The sequence below is a fragment of the Mesorhizobium sp. WSM3626 genome (assembly GCF_000513935.1).
GTDB classification, from domain to species: Bacteria; Pseudomonadota; Alphaproteobacteria; order Rhizobiales; family Rhizobiaceae; genus Mesorhizobium; species Mesorhizobium salmacidum.
On the sequence record NZ_AZUY01000011.1, the window covers coordinates 7,501 to 24,016 of the forward strand.

Annotated in this window: 10 protein-coding genes and 1 pseudogene; 2 read left to right on the forward strand and 9 right to left on the reverse strand. The window is 63.7% G+C overall.

The genetic code is table 11. The features are described from left to right. Positions 1 to 7 precede the first annotated feature (7 nt). The gene (locus M653_RS0111055; protein ID WP_027143415.1) at positions 8 to 1,978 is read left to right on the forward strand and encodes a M23 family metallopeptidase; all 1,971 of its coding nucleotides are present in this window, start codon (positions 8 to 10) and stop codon (positions 1,976 to 1,978) included. Position 1,979: 1 nt separating this feature from the next. Here M653_RS0111055 and M653_RS1000000134360 read toward each other — a convergent pair. Beyond that, a pseudogene (locus M653_RS1000000134360) lies at positions 1,980 to 3,531 on the reverse strand (MFS transporter). 152 nt (positions 3,532 to 3,683) lie between these two features. Here M653_RS1000000134360 and M653_RS0111095 point away from each other — a divergent pair. Beyond that, entirely contained in the window at positions 3,684 to 4,316 is a 633-nt protein-coding gene (locus tag M653_RS0111095) for a TMEM175 family protein (RefSeq protein WP_027143417.1), read from the forward strand. A 144-nt stretch (positions 4,317 to 4,460) separates the two neighbouring features. On the opposite strand, the gene M653_RS0111100 is transcribed toward M653_RS0111095, so the two are convergent. From M653_RS0111100 to M653_RS0111135, 8 genes are all read right to left on the reverse strand, one after another. After that, positions 4,461 to 5,954, reverse strand: coding sequence for a L,D-transpeptidase family protein (locus M653_RS0111100; RefSeq protein ID WP_027143418.1), 1,494 nt, complete (start codon positions 5,952 to 5,954; stop codon positions 4,461 to 4,463). Between the two features lie 149 nt (positions 5,955 to 6,103). Beyond that, complete coding sequence (locus M653_RS0111105; RefSeq protein WP_027143419.1) at positions 6,104 to 6,469, reverse strand: MmcQ/YjbR family DNA-binding protein; 366 nt, start codon at positions 6,467 to 6,469, stop codon at positions 6,104 to 6,106. A 140-nt stretch (positions 6,470 to 6,609) separates the two neighbouring features. Then, positions 6,610 to 9,216 (reverse strand): ATP-dependent chaperone ClpB, encoded by a 2,607-nt coding sequence (clpB, locus tag M653_RS0111110; RefSeq protein ID WP_027143420.1) that lies wholly within the window; start codon positions 9,214 to 9,216, stop codon positions 6,610 to 6,612. Positions 9,217 to 9,435: 219 nt separating this feature from the next. Continuing rightward, on the reverse strand, positions 9,436 to 10,428 hold the full coding sequence (locus M653_RS0111115; RefSeq protein ID WP_027143421.1) for a DUF4167 domain-containing protein: 993 nt from the start codon (positions 10,426 to 10,428) through the stop codon (positions 9,436 to 9,438). A 303-nt stretch (positions 10,429 to 10,731) separates the two neighbouring features. Next, the gene (gene prmC, locus M653_RS0111120; protein WP_027143422.1) at positions 10,732 to 11,610 is read right to left on the reverse strand and encodes a peptide chain release factor N(5)-glutamine methyltransferase; all 879 of its coding nucleotides are present in this window, start codon (positions 11,608 to 11,610) and stop codon (positions 10,732 to 10,734) included. Beyond that, the gene (gene prfA / locus M653_RS0111125) at positions 11,603 to 12,682 is read right to left on the reverse strand and encodes a peptide chain release factor 1 (protein ID WP_027143423.1); all 1,080 of its coding nucleotides are present in this window, start codon (positions 12,680 to 12,682) and stop codon (positions 11,603 to 11,605) included. Before prfA ends, prmC begins: the two co-directional genes overlap by 8 nt. 10 nt (positions 12,683 to 12,692) lie before the next feature. Continuing rightward, positions 12,693 to 14,963, reverse strand: coding sequence for a phosphoenolpyruvate--protein phosphotransferase (ptsP, locus tag M653_RS0111130; protein ID WP_027143424.1), 2,271 nt, complete (start codon positions 14,961 to 14,963; stop codon positions 12,693 to 12,695). Positions 14,964 to 15,044: 81 nt separating this feature from the next. Then, entirely contained in the window at positions 15,045 to 16,298 is a 1,254-nt protein-coding gene (locus M653_RS0111135) for an aspartate kinase (RefSeq protein WP_015315600.1), read from the reverse strand. Between the last annotated feature and the right edge of the window lie 218 nt (positions 16,299 to 16,516).

The window sequence follows — 16,516 nt, forward strand, 5'->3', positions numbered from 1 at the left end:
TTTCTGGATGCCAGATACGGAAGATGTCATAGCCGAACTCGGCAATGAGCCGCCGCTTATCGCGGACGGCCGCAGCGGCCCGCCCGATCGGCGTGAGGTTTCTGCGCGCTGGCTGTCGGGAACATTTCTCACCGGCGTGACCTCGAGCGTGCTGATGGGCGTCGCGCTGTTTGCCGCCCTCGACGGGCGCCAGCAACTGGCGACACCACCCGAAATCGCGGAACTAATCGGACTTGCCAGCAATGGCGATTCCGGCGAAGTGGCCAAGACCACCAGGCTGGTGGCGCCGCGCCAGATTGCCAAGGCCAAGGACCGTCGTCGCATGGAAGTGTCGATGGTCACCAAGGTGGGCGACCGCGACGTCATCCACACCATGCCTTTCGTACAGATCAAGATGGCACTCGCCGCCAGCCACACCACCAGCCGGGCCTACCCACCTTTCGACCCGATGCAAGTGTTCGGCGACGACGGCGACGATGCATCGGCGCAGCCGGCGACGGCCTCGGCCGCTTCCGGCCAGATCTACGGCGCCAAGGTCGAAAGCGAAATGAGCCTGAAGACCGTCGATTTCCCGATCGAGACGGCTTCCTTCGACGAAAAGAGCGACCTGTCAGCCGACGAAGTGGAAAAGGTGGTTCGCGAAGCCGGCACCGACCTCAGCGACGGCGCCGTGCAGGTGGCTTCACTCCATTATGTCGATCCGCAGCGATTCGGCGAAGCCTTTGCCGAGAGCATGGCCGGCTCCTATGACGTGAAGATCGTGCCGGAAAACGTCTCGGTGTCGCCGCGTGCGAACGCTGACGACCAGGCGCCGGCGTTCGCCGAGGAAATCATCCCCTTCACCAAGGACACCGACCTCACCGAGGCCTTTGCCGATTCGGGCTATACGGGCGACGATGCCACCGGCATGGCCGAAGCGATCGCCAAGCTGCTCAACGCCCCGGCGCTCAAGGCAGGAACCGTGCTGCGCGTCGGTCTCGAGGTTCACGGCGATGCCGCCAAGGTCGTGCGCACCAGCGTCTACGACAAGACCACGCATATCGTCACCATCGCGCTCGACGATCGCGGCCAGTACGTGCCGGCGCAGGAGCCGGAGCCCAATCCCGAATTGCTGACGGCATTCGACGATTCATCGGCGCCGGTGGTGGTGCGCGGCAATCTGCCCAACGTCTATGACGGCATCTACCGCACCGCCTATTCCTATGGCATGTCCAAGGCGATGACCCAGCGGCTGATCAAGCTGCTGGCGTCTGGCGTCGACTTCCAGTCGCGACTCAATCCGTCGGATCGCCTCGAAGTGTTGTTCTCGCAGCCTGATGGCGACGACCAGACGTCGGACAATTCCGAGCTTCTCTATGTCTCGGCAACCTTTGGCGGCACGACGCGCAATTTCTACCGCTTCCAGATGCAGGACGGCAGCACCGACTATTTCGACCAGGATGGATCGAGCGCCCAGCAGTTTCTACTGCGCAACCCACTGCCCAACGGGAGATTCACCTCCGGCTTTGGTGCGCGCAAGCATCCTATCCTAGGCTATGTCCGCATGCACACAGGCACCGATTGGGCTGCCCCGATCGGATCGCCGATCATCGCCGCCGGCAATGGCGTCGTCGAGAAGGCGGGCTGGGCCGGCGGCTATGGCAAGCAGATCATCCTGCGCCATGCCAACGGCTACGAGACCTCCTACAATCACCAGAGCGCCTTTGCCAAAGGTATTGAGCCGGGCGTTCGGGTTCGCCAGGGCCAGGTCATTGGTTATCTCGGCCAGACCGGTCTCTCCACCGGTCCGCATCTGCACTACGAGTTGATCGTCAACGGCACCAAGGTCGATTCGATGCGCGTGCGTCTGCCGGTCGGCAAGGTGCTGAAGGGCGACGATCTCGTCGCCTTCAAGCGCGAGCGCGAGCGCATCGACGATCTGCTGAAACAGGAAGACGGCAATTCGCTGAAGGTCGCGAGCGCCAAGATCGAAGGCTGAGTCAGTCGCGCGAATTCTCCGTTTGCGCCGGCCAGGGCGACGCTTGCCCAGGCACCGTAATCCAGGCGACGATCGCCGACAGCAGGCAAAGGAGCGCCGTGACCACGGCAACCGCCGCAAAAAGCCGAATCTCCGGCGGCAACCCTTATTGCATTGATATCCGCTGCAAGCCCGGCCGGCGGCGGCTCGCCGAAACCGGGGATTCCGGACGCGTGGCGCACGCCCAGCGCATAAACCCAAGCGGCGAGCGAGCCCATCGCCGCCACCGCGATCAGGCCGCCGACGCGCGAGACGGCGTTGTTGATGCCGGACGCGGCACCCGTATCCTTATCCTCGACCGAAGTCATGATCGCTGTCGACAGCGGCGACACGACCAGCGCCATGCCAAGCCCCATCACCGCCATAAGCGGAAAGGTGCCGGTCCAGAAATTGTGGATGCCGGCATAGGTAAGCAGCGCAAGGCCGGCAAAAGCGATGGCGACGACGAGACTGCCGGCGGCGATCGGAAAGCGGGGGCCGATCCGGTCCGACCACTGCCCGACCGGCCCTGACAGCAGCGCGATCAATGCCGACAGCGGTAGGAAGATGAAACCGACCTCGGCCGAACTCAGCCCCCAGCCGGCGATCAAGAGCATCGGCAGGTAGAACAAATTGGCCGACAGCGCAAAATAGAGGAAGAAGGTCGCCAGGTTGGCGCCGGCGAAAGCCTTGACGCGAAACAGGCTGAGATCGATCATCGGCTCGCGCTGCCAGCGCTCGTAGAGGATGAAGACGACAAGCAGCATCACGCCGGCAACGATCGCCGGGCCCGACATCAGGCCGCCCCCCTCGGCGCTCATCGCCGTCAGCCCGTAGGCCAGCGATCCGAAGGCCAGTGTCGCGAGCCCAGCGCCGCCGAGGTCCAGGCTGCGCTTTTCGGCTGGCTGGTCCGCCGGGATCTTGGCCAACAGCAGATAGATCGAAACCAGCCCGAGCGGCAGATTGATGGCGAAGATGGCGCGCCAGACGCCGTTGCCGAAGGTCGAAAGCACGAAACCGCCCAGCACCGGGCCAAGCGCCGTCGTCAGCGCCGAGGCCGCCGCCCAGATGCCGATCGCGCGGCCGCGTTCCTTCTTCGGATAGGCTTTGGCGATGATGGCGAGACTGCCTGGCACCATGATCGCGGCACCGATGCCCTGGAGAGCGCGAAACGCGATCAGCACGACAGCGTTCGGCGCCAGCGCACAGGCAAGCGAGGTGGCGACGAACAGGCCAATGCCGGCCACGAAGGCACGGCGCAGCCCGAACCGGTCGCCCGCGGCACCGCCGGCGAGGATCAGCGCCGAGAGCGTCAGCGCGTAGGCATTGGAAATCCACTGCGCTTGCGCCAGGCTGGCACCAAGATCGGCGCGCAACGCCGGCATGGCGATCGCCAGGATGGAACCGTCGATGAAGCCGAGCGCCGAAGCCAGTATCGCCGCGATCAGCACGTACCTGCGCTGCGATCGCGGACAGAACGTGCCGTTCGCGACCGGAGCGGTCAGCGGAACGGCGGCTTCATTGGGCGAATGCATGCCACCCTAATTAGACCGCCGACGCGCCGGCAACAACCAGCCAGAAGCTTGTTGTCCTTGAAACCAGCCATATTGCTAGGGATCGCATCTGCCCCGATGCAAACCGCCGCAGTCATGCTAGATTTCCCAAGAGCCGCAGGCGGGAGAAATCGATGAAGCGTCCACTCGAAGCATCGGTTGAGGGGCGCGGCCGTATCGTCGGTATCACCGATGGCGTGTTCGCCATCGCACTCACCCTGATCGTGCTCGAGATCAGGGTGCCGGCACATGAGGCCATCCATTCCGAACACGATCTTCTCGCCGCCGTCGCGGCACTGGCGCCCCGCTTTCTCACCTATGCCTTGAGTTTCCTGACCCTGACCATCTTCTGGTTCGGCCAGCAGGCGCAGCATGGTTTGATCGCCAAATCCGACAGACGGCTGGCCACGCTGAACCTCTGCTTTCTCGCCTTCATCGCGCTCTTGCCGTTCTCAACCGACCTTCTGGCCGACTTCCTCGAGTTCAGGACCGCGGTGCTGGTTTACTGGCTCAACCTGTTGATGCTCGGCATCACGCTGTTCGCCAGTTGGCGTTATGCGGAGAAGAGCGGCTTTGTCGCGGAGGATGTCGACGCGCACACGAAGCGCACCGTCTACCTGCGCATCGTCAAGGCGCAGATCCTGTGGGCTGTCGGTGCCGCACTTTGCCTGATCACCCCGCTGCTGAGCGTCGGCTTCATTCTGGTGATGCAGTTGATCTATGCGGCAACGCCGAATGTGAAGTGGGTGCGCAGGATCATTGGTTGAAATTTGGCGAAGCTGACTTGGGATGCGTTGAGATTCAGGTCAGGCCGAGTCGAAAATGGTTGATACCGAGAACCGGAGCGGAGCGTATTTTCGGGTACGTGGACACCGGACGTGCGGCCGGCGTCACCTGACTATCGACATACCCTACTCGACGAACTCCACCGGCACGCCCGGCGACACCAGCTTGGCGAGCTCCCGTGCATCCCAATTGGTCAACCGCACGCAGCCATGGCTTTCGGTCTTCCCGATCTTCGACGGCTCCGGCGTGCCGTGGATACCGTAGGTCGGCTTGTCTAGGGCGATCCACACCGATCCGACCGGACCATTGGGCCCAGGCGGAATGGTCAGGATCTTGTTGTTCTCGCCCTGCTTGAAGTTGATGTTGGGATTGTAGGTGTAGTTCGGATCGAGCGCGACACGCGACACGGCATGGATGCCGGTCGGGGACGGCGTGTCTGATGAGCCGATGGTGGCGGGATAAGCCGCGACCAGCTTGCCCGACGCGTCATAGGCGAAGACTTCCTTCTTGCCCTTGTCGGCAACGATGCGGGCAACCGGCGTCGAGACCAGTCTGCCGAAATTCGCGACCTTGACGATCGTGCCGGGACGATTGAAGTTGGCGTCCGGATTGAGCGCCTTGAGATAGTTCTCGTCCATGTGGAAGCGCTCGGCCAGCGCCTCGGTCACTGACGTATAGCCCATGCGGTCGAGCTGCGCCTTCTGGCTGTAGTCTTCCGGGATGGAGGCGACATAGGGACCGGCTGCGTCCTCCGCCGTGATGGTATAGTTGGCGAACGCGTCGCCGCCGGATTGCGAGAGTGCTGACTGGATGCCGACCGCATCGGTCGATTTGAGGCTGCTGCCGTTGATCTGGTTGTAGGCCGCCAGCGCCTTGTCGACATTCGAACCAAAGCGCCCGTCGATGACGCCCGGCGAAGCTCCGCCCCGGTCGAGCAGCACCTGCAGTGCTGCCACATCCTGGCGTGCGCCCAGCGAAAGCGACGGATCGACCGACGTCTTGCCGCCAGCATTTGGCGGCAGTGCCGCCTGGCCGGAGGGCGCCGCCTCTTCCGTCGGGACTGCCGGCTGGACGGGGTCTATCGACGCCTCGTTCAGCGGCTGGCGCTGAATCGTACGCGGCTCTGCCGGCGGCGGCGCGTCGGGATAATTGTTGTCGTAACTGCCATCGTCCTGCGGCGCCGGCGGATAGGCATCGACGGAATTGCTATTGTCGGAATCATATTCATCGGCTGGGGGCGGAATGACCCGTCCTTCCTCTTCCAGCTGCTTGCGGCGGAAGCGGGCCATGTCCTGGGGATCGTCGAGATAGTAGCGGTCGTCGTCGGCGGGGACACGGCCTAGTTGACGCAGTCTTGTCTCGCGGCGTAGCGCGCGTCGGTCAAGCCGTGTCTGCGGCGGCTGGATGGCGATCACCTTGCCGGTATCCGCATCGACGATGACGCGATTGCCCCTGGCATCGTAATAAATATCGAGATTGCCGTCCTGGGCGAGCAGAATGCCGCCGCTCCCGGCCGCGCGGACAGGCTGGGCTGCGCCGTCACGCGTCGGCGCGGCGAACGCGTTGGAAAACACCAGTCCCGCAACAAGCGCCGAAAGGGTGAAAATAGTGCGCAGCATAGTGGCGAAACTCTCCGGTCCGTATGTGCCGCCGCCCGGCGTTGTCCAGTTCGGCGAACCCTTCGCCAGCAAACCAGTTACCCACCATATGGTTCCGATATGAACCGGGCATGAAGATGGCGGTTTTCCGGCGCCTCGAGGAATATTGGCTAGCCTGCGCCAAGCCCCAATTCCTTGCGCGCCTGCTTCGTCAGCTTCAGGGCAACCAGGCGATGGCTCTCGCGCAGATAGTCCTTCAGCGCACCATCATCCATGCTCTGGCTTGTCTGACGCTGGATCCACTTCATGCCGCGCGAGGCAAGATAGGGTGCGGGCCGCAGGCCCGGCTGCTCCTTGAGCACGTCATAGGCGATGTCGGAGCATTTGAAGGTGACGAAGAGCTGCTGGCCCTGATCCCAGCCACCGATCGCAAACACCTTGGTCCCGACCTTCCAGACATGGGCGCCGCCCCATTGCACCACGTGGTTCGTTGCAGGCAGCGAGGCGCAGAAGCCGTTGTAATCGTCCAGCGTCAATCCTGCCCCCCACTTCTCATAGAAAACGCCGCGCATCCGGAATGGACGCGCGGCACTCCAAAGCGCGGCGCGCTTCAGATCTTTGTCTTGTGCATGTCGTTGTTCCAAAAGCGAGGTCACTTTTGGGCGACATGCATCGATCAGGCCGCCGCCTCGGCCGCCACGATCGTCGGCTTGGAACGGAAATTCAGCCGGTCGGAACCGGCCGTGACCTTGACCGTCGAGCCGTCCAGGATCTCGCCGAGCAGGATCTTTTCCGCCAACGGATCCTGCAGTTCCTTCTGCATCACCCGCTTCAGTGGCCTCGCACCATAAGCGGGGTCGTAACCCTTGGCGGCCAGCCACTCGATCGCCTCGGGATCCAGCGACAGCGTGATCTTACGATCGGTCAGCAGGCTCTCCAGCCGCTTGAGCTGGATCTCGACGATACGGTCCATGTCCTTGCGGCGCAGCCGGTGGAACAGGATCACCTCGTCGACGCGATTGAGGAACTCCGGCCGGAACGATGCCCTGACCACGCCCATCACTTCGTCTCGCACGGCATCGACATCCTGGTCCTCGCCAAGATTGACCAGATATTCGGCGCCGAGGTTGGACGTCATGATGATCAGCGTGTTGCGGAAATCGACGGTGCGGCCCTGCCCGTCGGTGAGCCGGCCGTCATCGAGCACCTGCAACAGAACGTTGAACACATCGGGATGCGCCTTTTCGATCTCATCGAACAGCACGACCTGATAGGGCCGGCGCCGCACCGCTTCGGTCAGCGCGCCGCCTTCCTCATAGCCGACATAGCCGGGAGGCGCGCCGATCAGCCGGGCGACGGAGTGCTTCTCCATGTACTCGGACATGTCGAGGCGCACCAGCGCCGTCTCATCGTCGAACAGGAAGTTGGCCAAAGCCTTGGTGAGCTCCGTTTTGCCGACGCCGGTCGGGCCAAGGAACATGAACGAGCCGATCGGCCGGTTCGGATCCTGCAGGCCCGCACGCGCGCGCCGCACCGCCTTGGAAACCGCCTGCACCGCCTCGCCCTGGCCGACGACACGCTTGCCGATCTCGTCTTCCATGCGCAACAGCTTGTCGCGCTCGCCCTGCAGCATCTTGTCGACCGGAATGCCGGTCCAGCGCGACACGATATGGGCGACGTGGTCGGGCGTGACCACTTCCTCGACCATGCCGGCCTTGCCGTCCTGGGCCTCGGCCTCCTTCAGCTTCTTTTCCAGTTCCGGAATCTTGCCATAGGCAAGCTCCCCGGCGCGCTGGAACTCACCCTTGCGCTGGGCAATGGCAAGGTCGTTGCGCGCCTCGTCGAGCTGCTTCTTCAAGTCGGCGGCAAGCCCAAGCTTCTGCTTCTCGGCCTGCCACTTCGAAGTAATCTCGGTCGATTCCTCCTCCAGGCCGACAAGTTCCTTTTCCAGCCGGGCGAGCCGGTCCTTCGAGGCTTCGTCCGTCTCGACCTTCAGCGCTTCCCGCTCGATCTTGAGCTGCATGATGCGGCGGTCGATCTCATCCAGCGCCTCAGGCTTGGAATCGACCTGCATCCTGAGCCGCGAGGCGGCTTCGTCGACGAGGTCGATCGCCTTGTCAGGCAGGAAGCGGTCGGCAATGTAGCGGTTGGACAGCGTCGCCGCCGCCACCAGCGCCGAATCGGAGATACGCACCTTGTGGTGCTGCTCATATTTCTCCTTCAGGCCGCGCAGGATCGAGACCGTGTCCTCCACCGTCGGCTCGTCGACGAAGACCGGCTGGAAGCGGCGGGCGAGTGCGGCATCCTTCTCGACATGCTTCCTGTATTCATCGAGCGTGGTGGCGCCGACGCAGTGCAGTTCGCCGCGCGCCAGGGCCGGTTTCAGAAGGTTCGACGCATCCATGGCGCCGTCCGCCTTGCCGGCACCGACCAGCGTGTGCATCTCGTCGATGAATAGGATGATGTTGCCGCTTGCCGAGGTGACTTCGGAGAGCACGGCCTTCAGCCGCTCCTCGAACTCGCCGCGATATTTGGCGCCAGCGATCAACGCGCCCATGTCGAGCGCCATCAGCTGCTTGTCCTTCAGCGATTCCGGCACGTCGCCATTGACGATACGCAGCGCCAGGCCTTCGGCGATGGCCGTCTTGCCGACGCCCGGCTCGCCGATCAGCACCGGGTTGTTCTTGGTGCGGCGCGACAGCACCTGGATGGTGCGGCGGATCTCGTCGTCGCGGCCGATGACCGGATCGAGCTTGCCCGCGCGTGCGTCAGCAGTGAGGTCGCGTGCATATTTCTTCAGCGCGTCATAGCCTTGTTCGGCACTCGCCGAATCGGCGGTGCGGCCCTTGCGGACGTCGTTGATGACCTGGTTCAGCGCCTGTGCGGTGACACCGGCCTTGGCCAGGATTTCGGCCGTCTTTGCCGATTTTTCCTTGGCAAGCGCCTGCAGCAGCCGCTCGACGGTGACAAAGCTGTCACCGGCCTTCTTGGCCAGGTCCTCGGCGGTCGAGAACACCTTGGCCAGCGGCTGCGCCAGATAGAGCTGGCCATTGCCACCCTCCACCTTGGGCATCGCCTCGAGCGCCGTCTCGACGCCGAGCTTGACGTCGCGGACATTGCCGCCGGCACGCTCGATCAGCGACGCGGCCAGGCCCTCGTCATCGTCGACGAGGACTTTCAGAATGTGTTCGGGAGTGAATTGCTGGTGGTTCCGGGAGAGCGCCATCGTCTGCGCGGACTGGATAAAGCCGCGCACGCGCTCGGAGTATTTCTCGAGGTTCATATTTGTCTCCTTCCATCACCGGCCCGCTTTGCGGCACCGGATCAGATTGCGGTGACGGACCCGCCCATTCGAGCCGGATCCTGTTCAGGCCAGATATGGTGCACGGACCCTGGCCCCTCAAGACGTCGCGACATGGCAGGTGCATAATATTCCACGTCAGCCCAAACGAAAACGGCGGAGATTTCTCTCCGCCGTCCAATGCCTTGAAATGCCGTTCGCTCAATTGTCGATGTCGGAAACCACGGGTTCGGCACTGCCGCTGTCGACCGGAGCCGCCGCTGTCTCGCCCGCAGCCCCATTTTCGCCGCCGCTCCCGACTTGATCGGCATTGGTGCGCGGACGGCGCGGACGCCGTGGGCGGCGGGCAGCACCGCTCTCGGCGGCCGCCTCATTGAGTTCGGCCTGGGCGGCCAGACCTGCCGGTGAAAAATTCTCGAACCGTGGAGCCGGCTCGGCTGCCGCGACAGTCTCGGACGGCGAAGCGGGCTCTGCCTGAACTTCTGTCTGCCCCGAGGCCTCGTTGCGCTGCTGCTGGCCGCCTTGTTCGGCTGAAGAAGCATAATCGCGCTGGCCGCTCTGGCCGTAGCCGCCGTTAGGGCGGCGATCGCGATGACGCCCGCCATTGTTGTCGCGGCCGCTATTGTTGCGCCCGCCACTGTCGCGGTTGTCACGACCGCTTTCCCGGTTCAGCGCAACTTCCGCTGGCATGCCCTCGATCACTGGCTGAGGACCGGCGCCATGGTTGACCACCGGAATTTGCGCATCGGAACCGGCATTGCCGCTGCTATTGCCTGCCCCGCTATTGCCTGCCCCGCTGTTAACGGCCCCGCTGTTGACCGCATTGTCAAACTCGTCGCGATCCTCATCGCCGTCCTCGTCGAACTCGTCGCGCGACTGCTGGACGTTCTGGATCGGCATCTGCGCCTGCGCGGCGGCGATGATGCGGTTGTAGTGTTCGGCGTGCTGGAGATAGTTCTCCGCCATCACCCGGTCGCCGGAGCTGTGCGCGTCACGGGCAAGGGTGGCGTATTTTTCGGCGACCTGCTGAGCCGATCCACGGATTTTCACGTCTGGGCCGTTGCTCTCGTAATTGCGCGTTAGCGGATTCGGGCCCTTGCGGTTGTTGTTATTGCTATTGTTATTGTTGTTCCCACCGCCGCCGCCATTGTTGTTGCGACCGCGCATGCGCCTGTTCTGCTGTTGTGGCCTCATTCGACTCTCTTCATCTTGAAATTTTCGAAAAACTCTTCACGAACGGAGGCGCTCATGCAGCCGACCGTTTCGTCTCTTCACCGGCGTTCGCCCGCATCGATTGCGTTGGCGCCACGTGTCATCCTGTTCCGGTTGCATCACTTGCCGGACGATTCCCGCACGAAGCTTGGGCGTCGTTTGCGCAAGAAGGCAGCTATTTCCAAGGAAACCGAATCGCTGAGAGCACTGCCTGCTTCGTCTCATCCGGTAAGGCGACCCTAGCCGCATTCCCCGGTATTGCCAAGCGCTTTTTTTTGCACTGCGTCAAGACGTTGCCCGTTGAAAAACAAGAACCCTGTCGTTTCCGCCGAGATCGCCAAACACCTCGCCGCCCGTGTAACCGGCCGCGCGAAATATATCGTTGACGTCGTTGCTTTGTGTGTGGCCGATCTCGACCGCAATCCTGCCTTCGGCTTCCAGAAACCTTGCCGCCTCGGCGGCGATGATCCTGTAGGAGTTCAGCCCATCCACGCCGCCATCCAAGGCAATACGCGGGTCGAAATCGCGGACTTCGTCCTGCAGATTTCCAATCTCTTGAGTTGGTATATAGGGAGGGTTTGCGGCAATTACATGGTACCGGCCGGAAACTTTTTCGAACCAGTCCGACTGAACCGTCGTGAACCGGCGGCCGAGCCCGAATTGCCCGGCATTGCGGGCTGCCATTGCCAGCGCGCCGGCGGAAATGTCGACACCGGTGGCGGTCGCGGCCGGCACGACGCTCAGCAGCGCCAGGGCGATCGCGCCGGTCCCGGTGCCGAGATCGAGGATGCGGCATGCCCCCTTCCGCGCGACCATTGCCTTGACGAAAGGCAGCACCGCCTCGACCAGCGTTTCGGTGTCCGGCCGCGGCTCCAGCGTCTCCGGCGACAGCGACAGGCGCAAACCGTAGAATTCGCGATAGCCGAGGATGCGATGCACCGGTTCGCCACCGGCTCGCCGTATTAGGGCGCCGTCGATCGCGGCGATGGCGTCGCCGTCGATCTTGCGCCCGGGGTCGGCAATGGCCTGGGTGCGCGTGGTGCCGGAATAGTGCTCGACGATCAGCCGCGCATCGAGCGCGGGATCATCGATACCGGCTGCGGCAAGCCGTGTCCGCGCTTCCCGCAGCAGTGGTCCCAGCGCCTCGGGCAGATGGTCAGCCATCGAGGCCGATATCGGCCAGCAGCTTCGACTGGTGATCGGCGATCAGCGCGTCGACGATTTCGTCGAGTTCACCCATCATCACCCGGTCGAGCTTGTAGAGCGTCAGGTTGATGCGATGGTCGGTGACGCGGCCTTGCGGAAAATTGTAGGTGCGGATGCGCTCCGAGCGGTCGCCCGAACCGACCTGCGACTTGCGCGATTCGGAACGCTCCTCGTCCGCCTTGCTGCGCTCCATGTCGTAGAGCCGGGCACGCAGGATCTGCATGGCCTTGGCCCGGTTCTGGTGCTGCGACTTCTCCGCCTGCACCACCATGATGCCGGTCGGCAAATGGGTGATGCGGACGGCGGAATCGGTTGTGTTGACGTGCTGGCCGCCGGAGCCGGAGGCGCGCATGGTGTCGATGCGGATGTCCTCGGCCCTGATGTCGATGTCGACCTCTTCCGCTTCCGGCAGCACGGCGACGGTGGCGGCGGACGTGTGGATGCGCCCGCTGGCCTCGGTTGCCGGCACACGCTGGACGCGATGCACCCCGGACTCGAATTTCAGATGGGCGAACACACCCTTGCCTGAGATCGTGGCGATGATTTCCTTGAAGCCGCCTGCATCGCCGTCGCTCGCCGATACCGTTTCGAACCGCCAGCCGCGTTCGGCGGCGTAGCGCTCATACATGCGAAACAGGTCGCCGGCGAAGAGTGCTGCCTCATCGCCACCGGTGCCGGCGCGAATTTCGAGGATGGCGTTCTTGTCGTCGGCGGCATCCCTGGGCAGGAGCAGGATCTGGATGTCCTTCTGCAGCGCCTCGATGCGCTCCTCGACGCCGGGCAGATCGGCTTCGGCGAGCGCCCGCATCTCGACGTCGGTGCCTTTGTCGGCGAGCATCGCTTCGAGATCGGCCTGCTCATGCTCGGCCGAGCGCAATTCCCTGACCTTGGCCACCATCTCCTGCAACTCGGCATATTCGGATGCCATCTTCACATAGGCATCCGGCGCCGGTCCGGCCGACATCTGCGCTTCGAGCATCTCGAAACGCTTGACGACTTGATCCATACGATCGCGGGGCAAATTGACCATGATGAGGGTGCTACAACGGGATCGAGCGGTCGTCGGCGAAGGCCTGCAGCAGCGCCCGCATCGGCAGCCCCTGCGCCGGCGCCATCAGATTGTCGTCGAAGAAAGCCTCCAGCTCCTCCAGCGGCAGCTCCGTCAGCATCGCCTTGACCGGACCGATCGAGGCTGGCGACATCGAGATCGAGCGGAAACCAAGCCCGATCAGCGCCATCGCCGAGATCGGCTTGCCGGCGAGTTCACCGCACAGGGTGACGGGCGTATGATTGCGAACGCCGGCGTCGGCGATCTGCTTGAGCACGCGCAGGAACGGCGCCGACAACGTATCGAAGCGGTTGGCCAGTTGCGTGTTGCCGCGGTCGACCGCCATGACGAACTGGAAAAGATCGTTCGACCCGACCGAGACGAAGTCGACCGCCTTCATCAGTTCGTCGAGCTGGAACAGAAGCGACGGCACTTCCAGCATGGCGCCCACTTTGAGACTGGTCGGCAGGTGGTGGGCGAAGCGTGAGAGATGCCGCACCTCGCGGTCGATGATTTCGCGCGCCTGGGCGATTTCGCCAAGCTCGGTCACCATCGGCAGCATCAGCTTGAGCTCGCGCCCGCCGCTGGCCTTGAGCAAGGCGCGGATCTGTGTGCGCAGCAAGCCCGGCCGGTCGAGCGTCAGGCGGATTGCCCGCCAGCCGAGCGCCGGATTCTCTTCCTGGATCGCGCCCTTGAAGTAGGGCAGCACCTTGTCGCCACCAATGTCGATGGTGCGGAAGGTGACCGGTTTGCCGCGTGCGGCCTCGAGCACGTCGCGATAGAGCTTTTCCTGGGCTTCGGCGCGTGGAAAGGTCGAGGCGACCATGAACTGCAGTTCCGTGCGAAACAGGCCAATGCCGGCAGCGCCCGCCTCCGCCAACTGCGGCAGGTCGACGGCAAGCCCGGCATTCATCAGCAGGTCGACCTGGACACCGTCCCTGGTCGTCGATGGCTTCTTGCGCAGCTCGCGGTAGACCTCCTGCCGGCGCGCCCGGAACCGCACTTTTTCGGCATAGGCGGCTTCGAGATCGGATTGCGGCCGCAGATGGATCGCGCCTTCCTCGCCGTCGACGATGATGGCATCGCCGTTTTCCGCCATGGAAACGGCGCCCTTCATCTGGCCGGCGACGGGAATGCCCATGGCGCGCGCGACGATGACGACGTGGCTGGTCGCCGCGCCATCCTCGAGCACGAGGCCACGCAGCTTGTCGCGGGGATAGTCAAGCAGTTCAGCCGCGCCCATCGAGCGGGCGACGATGATGGCGTCCTTCGGCAGCGAGGCCGCGACATCCTCGGGCCCACGTCCCATCAGCTGGCGCAACAGCCGGTTGGCGAGATCGTCGAAATCGCTCATCCGCTCGCGCAGGTAGGGATCGGTCATGTGCAGCATGCGGGCGCGCATGTCGCTCTGCACCTTTTCCACCGCCGCTTCCGCTGTCAGGCCGTTGCGGACCGCCTCTTCCAGCCGCCGGACCCAGCCGCGGTCGTTGGCGAACATGCGGTAGGCTTCCAGCACCTGGCGATGCTCGCCCTCGAAGGCGACATCGCGGCGCTCCAGCATGTCGTCGATCGAGAGCCTGAGCGAACCGAGCGAGGCTTCGAGCCGCCGGACCTCTTCCTCGCTGTCCTCGTTGAACAAATTGGTGACGACGATGCGCGGCTCGTGCAGCACGACATGGCCGAGCCCGACGCCGTCGTTGAAGGACAGGCCGGTGAAGCTGACAGGCCGGCGCAGGTCGAGTTCGAGACCAGGCCTGGTCAGCCGCGCCAGATCGCCGGTGGCGATCATCTCGGCGATGACCATGGCCGTGGTTTCCAGCGCCTCGACCTCGTCGTCGCGGTAGTGGCGCATGGTCTTGTTCTGCACAACCAGGACGCCCAGCGTGCGCCCTGCCCTGAGCACCGGGACGCCGAGGAAGGAATTGTAGATCTCCTCCCCGGTCTCCGGCAGGTAGGCGAAGGCCGGATGTTCCTGCGCGTTGGACAGGTTGAGCGGCCTGGCACTCGCCGCGATCGTGCCGACCAGGCCTTGCCCCAGCCGCAACTGCGCCAGGTGGACGGCGTTCGGGTTCAGACCTTCGGTGGCGTAGAGTTCGAGCACCGAATCGGCGCGCAGCACATAGAGCGAGCAGACTTCGGCGACCATGTTGGAGGCGATGTCGCGCACGATCCGGTCAAGCCGCTCCTGCGGCTCCAGCGGCTCCTGCATGAGCTCGCGGAGCCGTTTCAGCAAAACGCGCGGGCCGCTGGCCTGGTCACGCATCGCGGCTTCTTCTCCAATGAAACACTTGCCGGCGCAGTTTCCGCCGCGGCCGGCATGCACGCAACAACTGATTCAGTCTTGCTACTGCTTATCCAGACCGTAGACGGAATGCAAAGTGCGAACCGCAAGTTCCGTATACGGGCCGTCGATCAGTATCGAAATCTTGATCTCGGAGGTGGTGATGGCGCGGATGTTGATTGCCTTGTCGGCGAGAGCCTTGAAGGCGGTGGCGGCAACACCCGCATGGCTCCTCATGCCGATGCCGATGACCGAAACCTTCGACATGCCGGCTTCCGACTGCACGACATCATAGCCGATCTCGGCTTTCAGCCGGTCGAGCACGGCCAGCGCCTTGTCGACATCGCCCGACGGCACGGTGAAGGTCATGTCGGTCAGCTTGCCGTCCTCGGAGATGTTCTGGACGATCATGTCTACATTGATGTTGGCCTCGGCCAGGGGACCGAAGATGCCGGCGGCGACGCCTGGCCGGTCGCCGACACGGCGCAGCGAAATCTGCGCTTCGTCCTTGGCGTAGGCAATTCCGGTGACGACCTGCTGTTCCACGATCTCTTCCTCGTCGCAAATGAGCGTTCCCGGAGGATTGAGCAAATCCCCCATTCCGGGCGCATCGGGATCGTCGAAGGACGATCGCACGAAGGTACGCACCCTGTGCACCATGGCAAGCTCGACCGAACGCACCTGCAGAACCTTGGCGCCGAGCGAAGCCATTTCAAGCATTTCCTCGAACGATATCTTGGCCAGCCGCCGCGCCTTGGGCTCGATGCGCGGATCGGTGGTGTAGACCCCGTCGACGTCGGTGTAGATGTCGCAGCGGTCGGCCTTGACCGCGGCGGCGATCGCCACGGCGCTGGTGTCGGAGCCGCCGCGGCCAAGCGTGGCGATGCGGTTGTCCGGCCCGATGCCCTGGAAACCGGCGATGACAGCCACCTGCCCCTCGCCGAAGCGCTTGACAAGGAAGGCTCCGTCGATGTCGAGAATGCGCGCCGCGCCATGCGCGTTGTCGGTCTTGATCGGGATCTGCCAGCCTTGCCAGGAGCGCGCATGCACGCCCATGTTCTGCAAGGTGATGGCAAGCAGGCCGGCCGTGACCTGTTCGCCGGAAGCGACGACCGCGTCATATTCGCGTGCGTCGTGCATCGGCGAGGCTTCGCGCGTCCAACCGACCAGTTCATTGGTCTTGCCGGCCATCGCCGAAACCACCACCGCCACCTCGTGGCCGGCATCGACTTCGCGTTTGACGTGACGCGCCACATTGCGGATGCGGGCGATGTCGGCGACGGAGGTTCCGCCGAATTTCATCACGATACGCGCCATGGAAGCGAAATGCCTTTGACTGGAGCCGGCCCGAGGCCGAAAACGGAAGAAAAGCGCCCGGCTGGCGCCGGCCGCTCAATGCGCGGCCTCCTTAACCAAATGAGCAAGGTTTCGCAAGGCTGACGGCGGATTGCGTAACAACACGACATATTGCCTTCCAGGCCGGTGCCGCTTACCAAATGCTGCCCGCGGGAATTCCTCTTGGTTCGGCATAACAG

Bases quoted from the DNA above. Each gene is read 5' to 3' on its own strand.
- prfA (WP_027143423.1), bottom strand. From the start codon at position 12,682: ATGGTCAATTTGCCCCGCGATCGTATGGATCAAGTCGTCAAGCGTTTC.
- M653_RS0111100 (WP_027143418.1), bottom strand. From the start codon at position 5,954: ATGCTGCGCACTATTTTCACCCTTTCGGCGCTTGTTGCGGGACTGGTG.
- prmC (WP_027143422.1), bottom strand. From the start codon at position 11,610: ATGGCTGACCATCTGCCCGAGGCGCTGGGACCACTGCTGCGGGAAGCG.
- M653_RS0111055 (WP_027143415.1), top strand. From the start codon at position 8: ATGCCAGATACGGAAGATGTCATAGCCGAACTCGGCAATGAGCCGCCG.
- M653_RS0111095 (WP_027143417.1), top strand. From the start codon at position 3,684: ATGAAGCGTCCACTCGAAGCATCGGTTGAGGGGCGCGGCCGTATCGTC.
- clpB (WP_027143420.1), bottom strand. From the start codon at position 9,216: ATGAACCTCGAGAAATACTCCGAGCGCGTGCGCGGCTTTATCCAGTCC.
- ptsP (WP_027143424.1), bottom strand. From the start codon at position 14,963: ATGCGTGACCAGGCCAGCGGCCCGCGCGTTTTGCTGAAACGGCTCCGC.
- M653_RS0111135 (WP_015315600.1), bottom strand. From the start codon at position 16,298: ATGGCGCGTATCGTGATGAAATTCGGCGGAACCTCCGTCGCCGACATC.
- M653_RS0111115 (WP_027143421.1), bottom strand. From the start codon at position 10,428: ATGAGGCCACAACAGCAGAACAGGCGCATGCGCGGTCGCAACAACAAT.